Origin of the sequence: Pedobacter aquatilis, from assembly GCF_030409415.1 — a bacterium.
GTDB lineage: Bacteria > Bacteroidota > Bacteroidia > Sphingobacteriales > Sphingobacteriaceae > Pedobacter > Pedobacter aquatilis.
Window position 1 is genome coordinate 1 of sequence record NZ_JAUFPW010000012.1, and the last position, 17,635, is coordinate 17,635.

Genomic DNA, 17,635 nt, shown 5'->3' on the forward strand with positions numbered 1-17,635 from the left:
CAGACAACTCTTGCGAATCGTAAAAAGTAAAAGAACCAAAGGAAAATATCAAACATGGACCAACTACAAAAGAGCGATATGAGCCTTAAGTTAATGACATTGGGGCAGGGGGAGGATTTATTAATCAATAATAACCAATTTACACGCCAAAAATTTTCTTAGAATTAGCTGTAGTAATGTTCGCAATTTCCTCTACCGATACATTATAAATATCGGCCAGCTTTTGAGCAACATAAATTAAATAGCTGCTTTCGTTTGGTTTGCCTCGAAATGGAACCGGGGCAAGGTAAGGTGAATCGGTCTCGAGTACCAGTTTTTCGAGTGGAATATTAACCAAAACCTGATCTAATCCAGCTTTTTTAAAAGTTACTACGCCGCCAATTCCGAGGTAAAAATTCAAATTAATAGCTTGGTTGGCTTGTTGTTCATTACCTGTGAAGCAATGGAAAATGCCTCTTAATTTATCGTCTTTTTCTGCCTCCAATACTTCAAAAACCTCATCAAAAGCCTCTCTGCAATGGATAACAATTGGTAAACCTAAATCTTTGGCCCAATTAATTTGTTTACGAAAGGCATCTTGCTGAATGCCTAAAGTGGTTTTGTCCCAGTATAAATCAATTCCAATTTCGCCGATTGCATAAATTTTTCTGCCTTCAATACTGTTGTATATTTCTTCCAGTTGAGTTTCATAATCATCTTTAACATCGCAAGGGTGCAAGCCTGCCATAGCAAAACAATTATCAGGGTATTTTTTCACCAAGTCATCAATCATTTTAATTGAAGCCACATCAACATTTGGCAAAAACAAACGGTTAACATTATTTTCAAAACAACGCTCCATCAATTGAGCTTGCTTTTCTGCGTCCTGTTCATAATATAAATGCGTGTGAGTGTCAGTAAAATTCATGGGGCAAAGGTAAGGATTTAAAAAATGGACTAGCTTTTTGAATTGTGCTATTTTTTTGAAAATGGATGTTTTTAAGCTTTTGGCAGCTTGCAGTCCTGCTTTCCGTTGCAATCTTTTTGGTTGTCCTTCGACTACGCTCAGGATGACAATCCAAAAAGTATTTTCACTCCAATCAGGTTTATAAACCGTGGTCAGTTTTGTATGGCGTAAAAGCAACCGTTGTTAAATAGCCCCGACATACGCGGAAATACTTTTGGCTAACTAAACTTACGAAGTTCCGCTCCAAATGCTTCCTTAACTTTGTAAGTTATCGGACTGAAGTTTTTTCGAGCCAAAAGATTGCAGCATTGGCGAGACAGGTGTTGCCATGAAACAGAAACAATCCGCTCCAAAAAAGCTCAAATAAAAGCCTCAGAATTATAAATCCTGAGGCTTTAATATGTTTTAAACTATAATTATTGAGCAGGAGTTGCCATAGGTTGTGCTGCAACAGGAGCACCAGCCGGACCTTTCTTAATCGCTTTGATTTCGATATCGAAAACCAATGGCGTGAATGGGTTGATTGGACCACCACCATTTTCGCCATAACCTAATTTAGAAGGAATAATGATTTTGATTTTACCACCAACACCAATTAGTTGAACACCTTCTACAAAACCTGGAGCCAATTGGTTTAACACTAACGGACGAGCAGTATATTGTGCCATTGGAGAGTGAATGCCAGCTTTTTTAGCGGTTTTTTCATCAGAAGTATCAAATACATTTGGGTCTCCATTGCTTTTTTTGCTGGTAAATTGACCAGTGTAATCAACAATTGCAGTATCCGTTAATGCAGCTCTTTCTGCGTTACCTGGTTTCTCGATGATGTAGTTTAAACCTGAAGCAGTTGTCTTAACCTCCAATTTATTTTCATCAATGTATTTTTTGATTTTTGCAGGCTCATTAGCTTTGTTTTTGTCGATTAAAGCTTTGTATTCAGTTTCAAAGAAATCTCTTTTCTTTTTCTCGAATGTAGAATCAGCTTCGTTTGTAGCTTTGTGTAATACTTTTTCGATTTTCACTGTAAAAGTTGCATAGTTAGATTTTAAACCAGCTGGTTTTGGTTGGCCAGAATATTTAGCCATCGAATCTAAATTTAATTTGAATGATGCGCTATCGCCTTCGCCTAACATTTTTAAAGCCGCAACTAAATCGCCCTTAAACATAGATTTGTTTATTGGAAAGAATGCCGGACGCTCATTATCGTAAGTGTTTACTAAAGTAGAATCTGCGTTGGTTGTGCCTTCAACTGTTTGAATACCGTTTAATTTTACAAAATCGCCTTCTTTAATTTTTTCTTTGCCTTCATCTTTTAAGATTTTGTATTGCAAATCGCCTTCGCCCTTTTTGTAATTGTTACATGCAACCAAACCCATTGTTGCTGCAAATAGAATAATAATTCCTTTTTTCATTATTTTATTGAATTGTTTTTTTGTCATGAAATTAGCTGAGCCATTTCATTATTATTTATATTTCTGTTTAAATTTTTAAGCGATTAACTGGCTTTTATACTCTGGTAAAATTGATTTAAATTCTTCTATAACATCTGCTAAAGATTTATCTGATGCACCTCCGGCAGCATTTCTATGTCCGCCGCCGTTAAAATATTTTTTACAAATTTCATTTGCAGGAAAATCGCCGGTAGAGCGTAAAGATAATTTTACCTTATCTGGTCTTTCGATAATTAATGCTGCCAAACGAATTCCATTTATAGATAAGGCATAATTTACAACGCCTTCGGTATCGCCTGTTGCGCTGTGGTATTTTGCAAGTTCTTCTTTATTTACGGTAATAATTGCCGTGTTAAACTCATGAAAAACTTCTAATTTGTTGGATAGGCAATAACCTAAAAACCTAAGGCGGTCTTCGCTTGCGTTATCATAAACCAATTGATGTATTTTATAATGCTCGGCACCTAAATCAATTAAATTTGCCGCAATGCGATAAACATTTGATGTAGCTAATGGAAAACGAAATGAAGCAGAATCGGTCATGATACCGGTATATAAACAAGTTGCTACATCTTTATTAATACCGTTACTGTCATTTAGCTGGTTGGCGATAAAATCGTACACCAGTTGCGCTGCAGCGCAAGCATTTATGTCCCAATGGCGGTAATCGTCAAAATCTTCTGGCTCAAGGTGATGGTCTATCATCACTTTTTTCGCAGATGCTGCTCTTACCAATTCACCAAGCTCGTTAATTCTGCTAAGGGTGTTAAAATCAAGGCAGAAAATCAGCGCTGCTTCTTCTACTAATTTTGCTGCTTTTTCTTGTTCCTCTGTAAAAATTACAACATCAGCATTATTTGGCATCCAATGTAAAAAAGTTGGGTAATCAGTAGGGGTAATCACTTTTACGTGATGACCTTTTTGAATAAGATAACCGTACAATCCTAGCGATGAGCCCATTGCATCACCATCAGGTTTATGATGTGTAGTGATAACAATTTTCTGTGGCGAAGCCAGAATGGATTTTAGTTCTGTTAATGTAAGCATAATTTTTGCGCTGCAAAGCTAATTAAATTTAGTGTTAGTTAAACTGTTATTTAACCGTTTAATTGCTTTTGTATCTAACATCCTTATAAATTTTACGAACAATGCCTTAATGTAATTGTTTAACAACTTGGTTTAGGCGATAAAGAGATTGTTATTTAGGCTTTTTCTTTCATCAATAAAACGTACTTTTGCAGAAAAATTGATATCAAAGCACAATGAGCACTAACAGAACTTTTACAATGATTAAGCCAGATGCAGTTGCAAACGGCCATATCGGATCTATTTTAAACGACATTACTAATGCTGGTTTTAAAATCATTGCATTAAAATATACTAAATTAACTGATGAAACTGCTGGTCAGTTTTATGCAGTACACGCTGAGCGTCCTTTTTATAAAGATTTAGTAAGTTTCATGTCTTCAGGACCAATTGTTGCCGCTATTTTAGAAAAAGATAATGCAATTGAAGATTTCAGAAAATTAATCGGTGCTACTAATCCAGCTGAGGCTGCAGAAGGTACAATCCGTCAAAAATATGCAAAATCAATAGATGCAAATGCAGTTCACGGTTCAGATTCTGACGAGAATGCAGAAATTGAAGGTAATTTCTTCTTCAAGGCAGACGAGCGTTTCTAAGCATATTCTAAAATATAAAACATGAAAACCCTGAAATATTTCGGGGTTTTTATGTTTTATAAGTTTTGTATCTTTCGCCTTTCAAACACAATATAAATTAAATGAAAAAAATTTTCTTAACGGTATTGGCTTCTGGTATCGCTATCACATCATTTGCACAAACTAAAAAACCTGTAGCTAAAAAACCAGCAATAGCAACCAAAGCTGCAGCAAAACCAACTGCTTCTCCAGCCGTATTAAAATCATCTTTAGATTCGGCCAGTTATGCATTCGGCATTTCAATTGGTGCAAGTTTAAAAACAACCGGTTTATCAACCTTAAATTACGATATATTATTAAAAGGCTTAAAAGATGCCTTTACTGATGCAAAAACAGTTTTAGATCAGCAACAAGCGCAACAAGCCATTTCAACAGTATTAAATAATGCCAATAAAAGCAAATTTGCAAGCAAAATTGCAGAAGGAAAAGCATTTTTGGAGCAAAATAAAAAACGTGCAGGTGTGCAAACAACTGCAAGCGGATTACAATATGAAGTGTTGAAAGCTGGAAACGGTGCGAAGCCAACGGCAACGGATTCTGTTTTAGTAAATTATAAAGGAACATTGCTTGATGGAAAGCAATTTGACAGTTCTTATGATAGAGGCGAGCCAATCACTTTTACTTTAAACCAGGTAATTAAAGGTTGGACTGAAGGTGTACAGTTAATGAATGGAGGTTCAAAATACAAGTTCTTCGTTCCCTACAATTTAGCTTACGGCGAGCGTGGATATGGTCCAGATATCCCACCTTACAGCACCTTGATTTTTGAAATTGAATTGTTAAAAGTTAACGGCAAATAGCCTTAAAATAAAACTTTCTTTCGGGTTTGATGTTAATTATAGCAAATTGACATCACATGAAAAGAACATTGCCTTTAGTACTTATTGCATTTTTGTGCACTACCTTAACCAGTTGCGAATTGGCTCAAGGTATTTTTAAAGCCGGCGTTTGGTCGGGAATTATTATTGTAGTAATCGTAGTTGCGCTTATCATCTGGATTCTATCTAAAGTGTTCGGCGGTAAAGGATAAGTTAAAACAAATTAAAGACTTTAATTAAAGGCTGGCAATTATAATTGCCAGCCTTTTTGTGTTTATATTGGCGTGATGAAAATTTTTAACTTACAACCGATAACCGTTAAAGAATATTTATTTAATGAAGAACATTTAGTCGAACGGATGAATGATGGTCATTTCGAATATGGCTTTTCTTTCAATTGTAGTATTGTTGGTTCAATAAAAACGATGATTGTTGAATTTAAAATTCTTTATTCTGTTGGAGGGTCAGAATCACATGAAGAAATTTTTATGACCGATAACCCAAATGAATGGTTAGTGATGGGAACATCCATATATGAAGATGGTGCAGGTGAAATATTATTATCTTACAAAAGCTATTGTAAATTTAATTTAGAAAACGAAGGCTTCGAAGCTGATGTGATATCAATGAGTGAGTTTCTCAATGACTATAATATTCATACACAAACATTTCTCAATCAATATAAACCTGATTCATTAGTGCTAGAAGATGATTTATTTGCGTATAAAACTTTGAAATCAAATGCGATGAATGCAATTGAAAACTTAAAGGGAAGTAATATGTATGAATTTTAAAGCTTACCGCTTTTCTACAAAAACACAATTTCGTTTATCACAACGCTTCCTGCGTGGTCATTTAGTTTTTGTATAATTCCTGCTCTTACTAAAACCAATTCATTTTTTATTACGGATGATTCTATCCTGATGAAAAGTTTTTTATCATGAATGTAGATTTGTTTTGTACGGTTTGCAATTGCTGTGCCCATTATCTCAGGCCAAATGGCTACAATAGAGGTTTCATCAAATTTGCGGCGTATTCTGTAAACATCCAGCATTTTGCTGATGGCATCTTTTAAGGTTACATCGTTGGGTTTACGCATTTTGAATCTGGCCGTTATCTACTTCAAACAAAGTTACATCAACTTCTATCTTTTTAAAAATTGATTTTACTCTTTCGATGCCTGTATCGGTAATAAAAATTTGTCCGAAATCGTGATGCGAAACCATTTGCATTAGTTTCTGAACACGGTTATCATCCAGTTTATCGAAAATATCATCAAGTAAAAGTAATGGCTTAAAGCCCTTATTTTTTGCCAGATAAGCATATTGTGCAAGTTTTAAAGCAATTAAAAATGATTTCTGCTGACCTTGCGATCCGAATTTTTTGAGTGGCATTTCATGAATGCTAAATACCAGCTCATCCTTATGGATACCAGTAGTTGTGCGTTCTAAAACCCTATCTTTTTCAACTGATTTTTTCAGCAATTCTTCAAAAGGTGTTTCAATTAATTGAGATTGATAATTTAAATCGACCAACTCATTATTATCCGTTAAGTAAATATAGTATTGATTAAACAGGGGAATGAAATCATCCATGAAAGCTTTCCGTGTAGCGAAGATTTTATTACCAGCCAAAACCAATTGCTCATCCATAATTTCGAGCAAAGTTGGGTCGTATCTTTTTGTAATAGCAATTTGCTTAAGCATTGCATTTCGGTTTGCCAAAACGCGGTTATAACCAATTAATTGATCTAAATAATGTGCATCAGTTTGAGAAATCACATTATCAACAAATTTCCGGCGTTCTTCACTACCTTCCATAATCAAATTAACATCGTATGGCGAAACCATTACGACCGGAAATAAACCAATGTGGTCTGCAAGTTTATCGTACTCCTTTTTGTTTCTTTTGAACTGCTTTTTCTGGCTTCTCTTTACGCCACAGCTAATCTTTTCGTTTCTTTCATTGCGGTCAAAATCACCCTGAATCATAAAAATATCAGCCCCGGTTTTAATTTGCTGTCCATCAATCGGGTTAAAATAGCTTTTGCACAAACACAGATAATGAATGGCATCTAACATATTAGTTTTGCCAGAGCCATTATTGCCGGTAAATACATTGACGGTTTCAGAAAAGCTGATTCCGGCATCGCTGTAATTTTTAAAATTAAGAAGGGTAATGTTCTTTAACCACATAAATATGTCGCAATTTACCTAATTTTTACCCTTTAAGTGGTTAATGTTAAAAATTAAAGCTTACATTCATTTCAAGAAAAAATAAATGGTAGCACAAAAAATGTTAGAAGGTAACGTTCTCTGGTCATACGATCACGAACTAAACAACGATAAAAGATACGGTTGGCTAAAAAACATTGCCGGGATATTCTCCTTTATAAGGCCAATGCACAGTCACGAAGGTAATATTTTACTGGCATCAAATGGTCTTTTCATTACTGGCGATGAACATTTAGAACTTCCACTTTCGCACATTGAAGAGGTTTACATGGGCTTTGACGATTTATTTCCGGCAACATCTGTAAAAAACTTTTGTGTATTTTGGCAACCCATCCGCATTAAGTCTTTTATTCGCAACTCTGAAAGTCAAACCATATACCTTATTATTAACTATAAAGGTATTTTTAGTGATAATAAAACCTGGTTTAACACCTTAATTAGTTTGCTAAGGTAAGAGAAACACAATTTACCATATTTCCAGCTTCTAAATAACTATAGTTTAATTAAATACTTAAAAATAAAGGTTGATACTTTGATTGAAAAACGTATTTTTGCAATCTTAAATTTTTTAAACAAACATGTCTACAACAGATAATCAGACAACTCAACCTATTAGAAAAGGTTCTTTTTTACAGGAAAACAATAAAAGCCTGCTATTTATTGCGGGTGCTGTAGTGGTATTAATAGGCGTTTATTTTTGGTACCAAAACGTTTACTTAAAAGATCGTGCTGAAGAAGCTGCAAGTAAAATGTTCAAAGCAGAGCAGTTAATCGGTGTAGATTCTTTATCTAACAAAGCGATTAAAGGTGAAGGCGGTTACCCTGGTTTGGAGCAGGTTGCTAAAGATTATGATAATACTAAATCTGCTAATTTAGCTAACCTATATTTAGGTGGTATTTATTTACGCAAAGGCGAATATAAACAAGCTATTGATGCTTTGAGTAAATATAGTGCTACAGGTAGCCCGGTTGCAGATCCATTAGCTTTAGGTTTATTGGGTGATGCATACAGCGAATTGAAAGACTACAAACAAGCATCAACTTATTATAAAAAAGCGGCTGATAAAGCGAGCAAATTTACTTCGCCAATGTTTTTAAAGAAATTAGGTTTAGTAAACGAGAACCTGAAAGACTTTAAAGGTGCTGCTGAAGCTTACAATAAAATTAAATCTCAGTATCCTGAAAGTCAAGAAGCGCAGTTAATTGATGCTTACATTGCAAGAGCTGAAGAACAAGTTAAATAATCATTAACTAAATATTTGTGAAAAGATTATCGAAAGATGGTCTTTTTTTTTGCTCTTGGAAGTTAAGTTTAAAAGTAAAACTTCTGCAATTATGATGGAAGTCACACCAGATATGAGTAATTAGCTCTATTTTTGTCTTTAACGCAATCGTCATGCTGAATTTAATTCAGCATCTATCAAATAAGACCCTGAAATGAATTCAGGTTGACGAAAAGATTAAATATGAAGATAGAACAGATTTACACAGGTTGTTTAGCAGAAGCTGCATATTATATAGAAAGTAATGGAGAAGCTGCGATAATTGATCCTTTGAGAGAAGTTTCAACCTATTTAAAAAAGGCAGAAAAAGCTGGAGCAAAAATTAAATATATTTTTGAAACTCATTTTCATGCCGATTTTGTTTCTGGTCATGTTGATTTATCTGAAAAATCTGGGGCTGAAATAGTTTACGGTCCAACGGCCAAAACTGAATTTAAATCACATATTGCTAAGGATGGAGAACAATTTAAAATTGGTAACCTAACCATTAAAGTCTTGCACACGCCCGGACATACGCTAGAATCAACTACATATCTCTTAAAAGATGAAAACGCTAAAGACCATTGCATCTTTAGTGGCGATACACTTTTTATTGGTGATGTTGGTCGCCCGGATTTAGCACAAAAAGGAAATTTAACAATGGAAGATTTGGCAGGAATGCTTTACGATTCATTAAATGAAAAAATTAAGCCTTTGGCAGATGATGTAATCGTTTACCCTGCTCATGGTGCAGGTTCTGCTTGTGGCAAAAGCATGAGTAAAGAAACGTTTGATACTTTAGGCCATCAAAAAGCAGTTAATTATGCTTTAAAAGCACAAACAAAAGAACAGTTTATTGCCGAAGTTACGGATGGAATTATGCCTCCGCCACAGTATTTTGCAAAGAATGCGGCAATTAATAAAGGTTCAGTAGAAAGTATTGATGAAGTTTTTGAGAAAGGACTTAATCCATTAACGCCACAAGCTTTTGAAGACTTGGCAAATCAAACTGGTGCCTTAATATTAGATACTCGCGATCCACAGGTTTTTGCGAAAGCATTTATACCTAATTCTATAAATATTGGTTTAAATGGGCAATTTGCACCTTGGGTTGGTGCATTAATTAATGATTTGCAACAACCAATTTTATTGGTTACGGATGCTGGTAAAGAGCAAGAAACTATTACGCGTTTAACTCGTGTGGGTTACGATAATACAATCGGTTACTTGGAAAATGGATTCGAAAACTGGATTTCTACAGATAAAGAAATTGATAATATAGAAACGATTTCTGCCGAGACTTTCGAGGAGGCAGTTAATCAAAATGAAATTATCGCTTTAGATGTTCGCAAGCCCGGTGAATATGAATCAGAACATTTGGAGTTTACGTTAAGTCGACCTTTGGATTTTATTGACGATTGGATGGAAGAAATAGATACAAAATTTACTTATTACATTCATTGTGCAGGTGGTTATCGTTCTATGATTGCAGCATCGATTTTAAAATCTCGTGGTGTAGAAAACGTAATTGATGTTGCTGGCGGTTACGGTGCTATTAAAAATACAGGTTTAAAAAGAACGGATTTTGCTTGCCCGAGTAAAGCGATGAAAGTTTAAAATTTTCTATGCTCGTCATTGCGAGGCACGAAGCAATCTTTCTGTCCTGGCCGGACGGGCTTTTTTCTTTTGACAACAAAAGAAACAAAATTGCCGGTTTAAAATTTTTCTATTAAAGATTGTGGATTGGTTTTGACAGTTCTTCCCGAAAAATTTGCTAGGCCGGATTAAAGTAGAACGAAGATTTAGTGGTTAGGCCTAGCTAAAAGGCTAAATTCTACAATAGATATAAAGGTATGTCAGGAAACCAAAATCATTTCGATATCATCATCATTGGCGCTGGCCCAATTGGTATGGCTTGTGCTATCGAAGCCCAAAAAGCTAACCTTAGTTATTTAATTATAGAAAAAGGTGCACTAGTAAACAGTCTTTATAACTATCCGGTTTTTATGACCTTTTTTTCTACTTCGCAAAAATTAGAAATTGGGGGAGTGCCTTTCGTAACGATTAGCCCGAAGCCGAATAGAAATGAAGCTGTTGAATATTATCGCCGTGTGGCCGAAAAGTTTGAATTGAAAATTAACCTTTTCGAACGTGTGAATCAGGTAAAAAAAGAAGATGATGACTTGTTTAAAATCAATACTTCAAAAACTGATTACACAGCAAAAAACGTAATTGTTGCAACGGGCTTTTACGATGTTCCGCTGATGTTAAATGTTCCTGGTGAGGATTTGCCTAAGGTTACACATTACTATAAAGACCCACATTTATATGCTTTTCAAAACGTGGTAGTTGTTGGAGCAAATAATTCTGGCGTAGATGCTGCACTGGAAACGTATAGAAAAGGTGCAAAGGTTACAATTATCATTAGAGGCAATGAACTTGGTCCGCATGTGAAGTACTGGGTTCGTCCGGATATTGAAAATCGAATTAAGGAAGGTGAAATTACAGCGATTTTTAATTCTGAACTGCTTGAAATCAGAGCAAACGAAGTAGATATAAAAACGCCAGAAGGTGTGAAAACCATTCCTAATGATTTTGTAATTGCAATGACGGGTTATCAACCCGATTTTTCGATGTTGCGCAAATTTGGAATTGATTTACCTGAAAGTTTATGTCCGGCTTACAACGAAGAAACGATGGAAACAAATGTGAAAGGACTTTACCTTGCCGGTGTAGTTTGCGGAGGCTTAGATACACATAAGCTTTTTATCGAAAACTCTCGTGTTCACTCAGAATTGATTGTGAGGAATATTGTTGGGTAAAAAGCTTAATTAAGTCGTCATGCTGAACCTGTTTCAGTATCTATTTGTATGAGGCACTGAAACAAGTTCAGGATGACGATAGGAAATATCGTTAATGAGTAGGCACCTTCAAAACTGTTTCTACAAAACCATCAATCGCTGATTCTACACTTGGCAAATCTTTTGATGTTAGATAGCTGCCTAATACATGATTATTGGCATTTGGAATTGCAACCTTACGTTTTAAGGCAGGAGAAGTACCAAGTTCATCATACATTTTTATCATTGCATCAACTCGAACAACGGGATCTTGTTCAAGTTCATTTTTGTAATAATAAACCATTAAAACAGGTTGTTTTACTTTTTCAAAAACACTTTTGAGCATAGTGGTTTCTACAAATTCCTGCAGTTGAACTAAAGATTCTATCCGGTAATTGGTGTACCAGTATTTTTTGTATTCTAAAGTTCTGCCATCAACGGTGCGTTCATCACTACCTAAAACCTTTCTGGCAATTTGCAAACCCCAAGGGTCATTTAACATCCAGGCATTTCTATCATTTATAGCAACATTTGGAGATAATAAAATCAAACTGTTAATCTCTGGATAAGTTGCCGCAAGTTTTAAGGCAACTGTGCCACCGGTTGATGTGCCGATTAAAATTACTTTCTTCCCCAGCTTTTTACCAATTGCGAATGCTTGTTTACTGGTATTCCACAATCCATCGGCGGTAAAATGTTGTAAAGGTGCAATGGTATCGACACCATGATCGGCTAATCGCGATAAATATAGGTTTGCTTTTAACTTTTTCGCAAGATTTAAATGAACCGGATTACCCTCTGTTTTGGATGCAGAAAAGCCATGCAAATAGACAATTGCATACTCAGTTTGCATATGGCTTGAATCTGCCCAAACAATCTCGGCTTCGTTACCAGGCTTAATTTTATGCTTTCCTTCAATCGTTTTAACGTAATTATCAAGGTCTTTTAAATCGGGAACATTAATTGGTTCGGCATTGTAAAGTGGTTTTTTAGGTTTGGGGCCCATTAAATAGCCTGCTACTAATATTGCCGAAAGCCCTAGTAAAACTTTGTAACGTTTTTTCATTTAGAGGATTGATTTTGAATGAATTTCTTTTACCACTGCTGCGGTAACCATTAATTGGCCAACATGGCGCATGGTGTGTTCTGCGGCATGGAATAGTAATCCAATAACTGTTGATGGCAAACCTGCTCTTCCAACGCCGCGATAATCGCTTAACGTTGCTTCGTCAGTATTTTTTAATTGCAGCAAAGCTATATCAACTTGTTTATCAAATCTTTTAACTAATGCTTCAACGCTGTAACCCTCTGCTGCATCTTTTCCTTCTTCATACAATTGTTCGAATTGAAAATCAGATAACTTTTCTGCTCTGGCATAAGTAAAAACTCTATCGAGTACGCCACTCAAATGCTGAAGATGAAAACCTACAGATGCCATATTTGCAGGACGTAGCCAAAGCAATTCTACCGGGAATTGTTGCATGTATTCATTTATTTCTTCTCTCGCCTGTAAAAATGCATGAGCAATAGGTTGCAATATGGTTACATATTCGGGTAATGGACCTCTTTGCCAGACTTCGAGTTTTTGCGACATTGATACAACTTTTTTCTAATTAAAGGTAAAATATTTAATGAACAACCGAAACCTGCAATGGGATTTAAAAATCTGCGCTTTGAGTTTTTATTGCAGATAATTTTGTTTATTAAACCCGACAAAGCCAAATAGCCCGCAAGCCGAAGCATGAGGTGAGGACTATAGGCGATGGCGGGACTGAAGAATGTAATTTGTAGTTCCTTTCCAAATCCTTATTATTAGCATTATAGATTATCTTTTTATGGGAAATAAGCTTAAGTTTGCAGTCAAAATTTTTTCGACTTAATGCCGGGAATCGAACAGATAAAAACACCAATAGCAGCCGATATTAAAGCGTTTGAAAAAACCTTTAAAGAATCTATGCACAGCGATGCACCATTGCTGGATAGGATTACACATTATATTGTAAAGCAAAAAGGGAAGCAAATGCGCCCGATGTTTGTTTTTTTTGCTGCAAAACTTTGTGGCGGAATTACCGAATCTACGCATCGTGGGGCGGCTTTAGTAGAGCTTTTACACACGGCAACGCTGGTACATGATGATGTGGTGGATAATGCATACGAGCGTCGTGGTTTTTTCTCTATAAATGCTTTATGGAAAAATAAAATTGCCGTTTTGGTGGGCGATTATCTTTTAGCAAAAGGTTTGTTGCTTTCTGTGAACAATAACGAACATCGATTGTTACAGATTGTATCAGAAGCGGTTAAGCAAATGAGTGAGGGCGAATTGTTGCAGGTTGAAAAGGTAAGGCGAATGGATATTTCGGAAGATTTGTATTTTGATGTTATCCGTCAGAAAACGGCTTCGTTAATTGCATCTTGTTGTGCTGCAGGCGCAGCTTCATCAGGTGCAGATGATTCTACGATTGAAAAAATGCGCTTGTTTGGCGAAAAGGTGGGAATAGCTTTTCAGATTAAGGATGATACTTTTGATTTCGGTACGGATGATGTTGGAAAACCTTTGGGCATAGACATTAAAGAAAAGAAAGTGACTTTACCTTTAATTTATGCACTAAATAAAGCCGAAAAATCTGAAAGGAAGCGTATTATTAATCTGGTGAAAAACCATCAGGATGATGCAGTGAAAATTCAGGAGATCATTGATTTTGTAAACGCAAAGGAAGGCGTTTATTACGCTAATCAAAAAATGCTAGAATACCAAAAGGAAGCTTTTGATATTTTACATGAATTTGAAGCCGGCGAAGCGAGAACGGGACTCGAACAACTCGTTTTATATACTACCGAACGTAAGAAATAATGAGTAACGAATTACTTTTCAGTCTGGGTTTCCTGTTATTTATAGTGCTTATTTTAGCACTTGATTTAGGTCTTTTTAGTAAGAAAGAGCATGTTGTAAGTTTAAAACAAGCTGGCATTATGAGCTTGATAATGGTTGGACTTGCGCTTGGTTTTTACTTTTTGCTGCTAACCGAAGGTCATCAATTACATGGTATTGAAGATTTTAAACGATTACAATACATCGTTACTAAACATCAACACCACATTAAACTGATACCCGACGATTTTCCACAGAGTTTGGCGGTTTACAGGCAAAACCTCGGCTTGGAATTTTTAACGGGCTATGTTATTGAATATGCACTATCAGTAGATAATATTTTTGTAATTGTATTAATTTTCTCAGCCTTTGCTGTCGAAGAAAAATATTATCACCGTGTGCTATTTTGGGGCATTTTAGGCGCAATTATTATGCGTTTTATTTTCATTTTTGTAGGTGCAGCATTAATTACAAAATTTGCCTGGATACTTTATATTTTCGGTGCATTTCTGGTTTTTACCGGCGTAAAAATGTTTTTCAGCAAGGAGGAAGATGATAAAATAGACCCTGAAAACCATCCGGTTGTTAAATTTGCATCCAAAATTTTTGCAATACATCCCAAATACGAAGGCAAAAACTTCTTTGTTAGAATAAACCATAAACGCATGGTTACGCCATTATTTCTGGTTTTATTAATCGTAGAATTTACCGATTTGCTTTTCGCTGTAGATTCTATTCCGGCAATATTTGCAGTTACTAAAGATCCATATATTGTATTTTTCTCAAATATTTTTGCCATCATGGGATTACGTTCTATGTTCTTTCTTTTGGTCAATATTATCCATAAATTTCACTATCTAAAAACTGGTTTGGCGTTTCTTTTGGCTTTTATCGGTATAAAAATGTTAGGTCATGTTTATTTGGAAAAATGGGGCTTCACAACAGAACATTCGTTAATCATTATTCTGAGCATTCTGGTAATTAGCGTGGTTGCTTCACTGGTTTTTCCAAAGAAAAAAGTACATCATACTTAAGTTTACCAGATAAGAAATGTAAGCTTCATATAAGTATAAGGTCTTATATTTTCTAAAATTCCTTACATGTTTGATTTTTTTCATCACCTAATACACTTAAGGTTTATGTAAGCTTATGATTTTAAATTTTTAACTTATAGATTTAAATTTTTTAGCTCATTGGCATAGATTTTCTTGTATGCCTAATGTGGTAAAGTATGCTCAATTGCAAAGCGCAAAATAAACGTTACAGCAAAAATCTGGCAATTAAAATTTGTACTTTAAGCCCATCAAAAACCAAACCTTTATGAAATACCTTTTTTCTGCTGCCCTAGTTTGTGCAGCATCATTTGCAAGCGCACAAGATAAATTTGGCGATGTATTTGCAAAAATCAATTCTGAAGTACAGCAACATTCAAAAGCATATCAAACCTTAAAATACGAAACGGAAACCATTGGTCACCGTTTAACGGGTTCAGAAAATGGCGCAAAAGCAGAACAGTATGCGTACGATTTACTAAAATCATACGGTTGCGATGTTAAATTTCAACCCTTTGAAGTAGAAAGCTGGAGTAGAAAGGCCATTAGTGTAGAAATTGGTGCGGATAAAAATTCTTTGGCAAAAGTTAAAGCAGTAACCCTTGCACATTCGCCGGTGAGTGCAAACATTACAGGCGAGATTGTAGAAGCAGGAAATGGCTTGGAAGTTGACTACAAAGCAAATCCTGATAAGTTTAAAGGTAAAATTGTTTTGATATACTTAGGTGTTTTACCTGGTTCTCCGGTAGGAACGAAATCTTTACACCGTTCAGAAAAAACCGCAATTGCAACCAAATATGGTGCATCTGGCGTAATTATAATCAATACCGTTAAAAATGGTGTTTTATTAACTGGTACAGCATCGGTTACCGGTAAATTAATTACTATTCCGGCTGTTTGTATTGGTTTGGAAGATGGTTTAGCATTAAAGGAAAAACTTAAAACACAATCGCAGGTTGCACATATCGAAATGACAAATTTCTCAGGCTTAATTAAAGCCCGAAATGTAGTTGCAACCTTTAAAGGAACTGAAATGCCGAAGGATAAAATTGTTGTTGGCGGGCATTTGGATAGCTGGGATTTAGCCACTGGTGCAATCGATAATGGTATTGGGTCGTTCGCAATTATGGATATGGCCAGAACGTTTAAAAAGCTAAATCTTAAAACGAAACGTACTGTAGAATTTGTATTGTTTATGGGTGAGGAGCAGGGTTTATTAGGTTCTAAAGCTTATGTAGAGCAAGCCAAGAAAGATAAAAACCTTAATCAGGTTAAGTTTATGCTTAATTACGATATGACTAACGACCCGAAAGGTTTTGCTACATCGAGAGCAGAAATGAAAGAATTATTTACAGCTTGGGGAGCAGATATTGTTAAAATAGATACTGGCTTTAAAAACTTATTTAATGCCGGTGCAGGTTTGCACAGCGATCATCAACCATTTATGTTAGAAGGCATCACAACAGGTGGTGGAGCAGGAGGTAAGTTGCCAAATAATTCCGGTCCGTTTTATCATTCAGATGGCGATAGTTTTAAACTGGTTGATGAGCAAGGCTTGAAAAACACAGTTCGTTACAGCGCAATGTTAACCTACGCATTAGCCAATACTCCAAAAATTCCGGTTGACACACAAGGCGAAGAAGAGTTGAAAACTTTCTTAGAATCGCAGAATTTAAAAGAGCCGTTAACTATAGCAGGCGAATGGCGTTGGAAATAGTTCTCCATTAAAAATATTTTAATCATTAAACCCGTCATTTCAACCGAAGCCGTGAAATCTTTTTTACGCTTTGTTTCTCGAAATGACGGATTTTTACTTTTAACTTTTTACTTTCCACTTTAACTTTCTACCCACTTATATAGCTTTCCAGCTGAGAAATTGTTTGTTTTTGATCTGCAATAATAAACTTTACCAAATCGTCAATGGAAATCATGCCCTTAACTTCATTGTTGGCAACAATTGGCAAGTGGCGAATGTGCTTTTCAGTCATAATTTCCATGCATTTATCAATTGTATCGCTCATTGAAATAGTAACTGGGTTAGCAGTCATGGCTTCATCAATATTAGTATCTTTTGAAGCCTTGCCATGCAAAACTATTTTCCTGGCATAATCTCTTTCTGTAAAAATCCCAAGCAAAGTTTCATTTTCCATAACAAGTACAGCACTTATATTTTTATCTGTCATAACTTTTAATGCATCCAAAACAGAACTGTTCGGACTAACAGAAATAATTCTAACTTGCTTGGTGTCAAGTAAATGTTTTACAGTTTTCATAATCGTTTAATTTGGTTACTTCAATTTAAGAAATAATTAATGGTAAATCAATTTTTCTTTTAGAAGTTATTTTAATCACTTTTTTAGTGAATCATCGGAGCAAAAAGGGTGATTTTACCTTATAAACCTTTGGTTGTTACATGTAGTTTTGGGAATGAATAATCAATCG

General features: G+C 35.4%; 19 protein-coding genes. 11 read left to right on the plus strand and 8 right to left on the minus strand.

Annotation, left to right across the window (positions count from 1 at the left end):
- Window positions 1-139: 139 nt before the first annotated feature.
- The 3 genes from QWY86_RS03950 to QWY86_RS03960 all read right to left on the minus strand — a co-directional run bounded on the left by QWY86_RS03950 (window position 140) and on the right by QWY86_RS03960 (window position 3,444).
- Window positions 140-907: a TatD family hydrolase gene (locus QWY86_RS03950; RefSeq protein WP_290239002.1), complete on the minus strand. Its 768-nt coding sequence runs from the start codon at window positions 905-907 to the stop codon at window positions 140-142.
- Between the two features lie 455 nt (window positions 908-1,362).
- Entirely contained in the window at window positions 1,363-2,358 is a 996-nt protein-coding gene (locus tag QWY86_RS03955) for an FKBP-type peptidyl-prolyl cis-trans isomerase (protein ID WP_290239003.1), read from the minus strand.
- Window positions 2,359-2,433: 75 nt separating this feature from the next.
- A complete protein-coding gene (locus QWY86_RS03960; RefSeq protein WP_290239005.1) occupies window positions 2,434-3,444 on the minus strand; it encodes a DHH family phosphoesterase in 1,011 nt (336 codons plus the stop codon).
- Window positions 3,445-3,659: 215 nt separating this feature from the next.
- On the opposite strand from QWY86_RS03960, the gene QWY86_RS03965 reads away from it, so the two are divergent.
- The 4 genes from QWY86_RS03965 to QWY86_RS03980 all read left to right on the plus strand — a co-directional run bounded on the left by QWY86_RS03965 (window position 3,660) and on the right by QWY86_RS03980 (window position 5,730).
- The gene (locus QWY86_RS03965; RefSeq protein WP_056088170.1) at window positions 3,660-4,079 is read left to right on the plus strand and encodes a nucleoside-diphosphate kinase; all 420 of its coding nucleotides are present in this window, start codon (window positions 3,660-3,662) and stop codon (window positions 4,077-4,079) included.
- 101 nt (window positions 4,080-4,180) lie between these two features.
- Window positions 4,181-4,918, plus strand: coding sequence for a BamJ family beta-barrel-assembly machinery protein (gene bamJ / locus QWY86_RS03970; protein ID WP_290239011.1), 738 nt, complete (start codon window positions 4,181-4,183; stop codon window positions 4,916-4,918).
- 56 nt (window positions 4,919-4,974) lie between these two features.
- On the plus strand, window positions 4,975-5,148 hold the full coding sequence (locus tag QWY86_RS03975) for a hypothetical protein (RefSeq protein ID WP_290239013.1): 174 nt from the start codon (window positions 4,975-4,977) through the stop codon (window positions 5,146-5,148).
- Window positions 5,149-5,223: 75 nt separating this feature from the next.
- A complete protein-coding gene (locus QWY86_RS03980) occupies window positions 5,224-5,730 on the plus strand; it encodes a hypothetical protein (protein WP_290239015.1) in 507 nt (168 codons plus the stop codon).
- Window positions 5,731-5,744: 14 nt separating this feature from the next.
- Here QWY86_RS03980 and QWY86_RS03985 read toward each other — a convergent pair whose 3' ends face one another.
- Together QWY86_RS03985 and recF are read right to left on the minus strand one after the other, a co-directional pair.
- A complete protein-coding gene (locus tag QWY86_RS03985) occupies window positions 5,745-6,035 on the minus strand; it encodes a DciA family protein (protein ID WP_290239017.1) in 291 nt (96 codons plus the stop codon).
- Entirely contained in the window at window positions 6,028-7,131 is a 1,104-nt protein-coding gene (recF, locus tag QWY86_RS03990) for a DNA replication/repair protein RecF (RefSeq protein WP_290239020.1), read from the minus strand. Before recF ends, QWY86_RS03985 begins: the two co-directional genes overlap by 8 nt.
- Before the next feature lie 85 nt (window positions 7,132-7,216).
- Between recF and QWY86_RS03995 the strand changes: the two genes are divergently transcribed.
- From QWY86_RS03995 to QWY86_RS04010, 4 genes are all read left to right on the plus strand, one after another.
- Window positions 7,217-7,624: a hypothetical protein gene (locus QWY86_RS03995; protein WP_290239022.1), complete on the plus strand. Its 408-nt coding sequence runs from the start codon at window positions 7,217-7,219 to the stop codon at window positions 7,622-7,624.
- A gap of 124 nt (window positions 7,625-7,748) precedes the next feature.
- Complete coding sequence (locus tag QWY86_RS04000) at window positions 7,749-8,414, plus strand: tetratricopeptide repeat protein (protein ID WP_290239024.1); 666 nt, start codon at window positions 7,749-7,751, stop codon at window positions 8,412-8,414.
- Window positions 8,415-8,636: 222 nt separating this feature from the next.
- Window positions 8,637-10,049 carry an MBL fold metallo-hydrolase gene (locus QWY86_RS04005; RefSeq protein WP_290239026.1) on the plus strand — a complete coding sequence of 471 codons (1,413 nt, stop codon included), beginning with the start codon at window positions 8,637-8,639 and terminating at the stop codon, window positions 10,047-10,049.
- 236 nt (window positions 10,050-10,285) lie between these two features.
- Window positions 10,286-11,254, plus strand: coding sequence for a YpdA family putative bacillithiol disulfide reductase (locus QWY86_RS04010; protein ID WP_290239027.1), 969 nt, complete (start codon window positions 10,286-10,288; stop codon window positions 11,252-11,254).
- A 91-nt stretch (window positions 11,255-11,345) separates the two neighbouring features.
- Here the strand turns inward: QWY86_RS04010 and QWY86_RS04015 are convergent, their stop codons facing one another.
- Together QWY86_RS04015 and QWY86_RS04020 are read right to left on the minus strand one after the other, a co-directional pair.
- A complete protein-coding gene (locus QWY86_RS04015; protein WP_290239030.1) occupies window positions 11,346-12,338 on the minus strand; it encodes an alpha/beta hydrolase in 993 nt (330 codons plus the stop codon).
- Window positions 12,339-12,866 carry a DinB family protein gene (locus QWY86_RS04020; protein ID WP_290239032.1) on the minus strand — a complete coding sequence of 176 codons (528 nt, stop codon included), beginning with the start codon at window positions 12,864-12,866 and terminating at the stop codon, window positions 12,339-12,341.
- A gap of 285 nt (window positions 12,867-13,151) precedes the next feature.
- Between QWY86_RS04020 and QWY86_RS04025 the strand changes: the two genes are divergently transcribed.
- The 3 genes from QWY86_RS04025 to QWY86_RS04035 all read left to right on the plus strand — a co-directional run bounded on the left by QWY86_RS04025 (window position 13,152) and on the right by QWY86_RS04035 (window position 16,910).
- On the plus strand, window positions 13,152-14,123 hold the full coding sequence (locus QWY86_RS04025) for a polyprenyl synthetase family protein (protein WP_290239034.1): 972 nt from the start codon (window positions 13,152-13,154) through the stop codon (window positions 14,121-14,123).
- Window positions 14,123-15,175 (plus strand): TerC/Alx family metal homeostasis membrane protein, encoded by a 1,053-nt coding sequence (locus tag QWY86_RS04030; RefSeq protein WP_290239036.1) that lies wholly within the window; start codon window positions 14,123-14,125, stop codon window positions 15,173-15,175. The genes QWY86_RS04025 and QWY86_RS04030 overlap by 1 nt, the downstream gene beginning before the upstream one ends.
- Window positions 15,176-15,461: 286 nt before the next feature.
- Complete coding sequence (locus tag QWY86_RS04035) at window positions 15,462-16,910, plus strand: M20/M25/M40 family metallo-hydrolase (RefSeq protein ID WP_290239038.1); 1,449 nt, start codon at window positions 15,462-15,464, stop codon at window positions 16,908-16,910.
- Between the two features lie 127 nt (window positions 16,911-17,037).
- Here QWY86_RS04035 and QWY86_RS04040 read toward each other — a convergent pair whose 3' ends face one another.
- Window positions 17,038-17,466, minus strand: a complete 429-nt coding sequence (locus tag QWY86_RS04040) for a CBS domain-containing protein (RefSeq protein ID WP_290239039.1) — start codon at window positions 17,464-17,466, stop codon at window positions 17,038-17,040.
- Window positions 17,467-17,635: the final 169 nt, after the last annotated feature.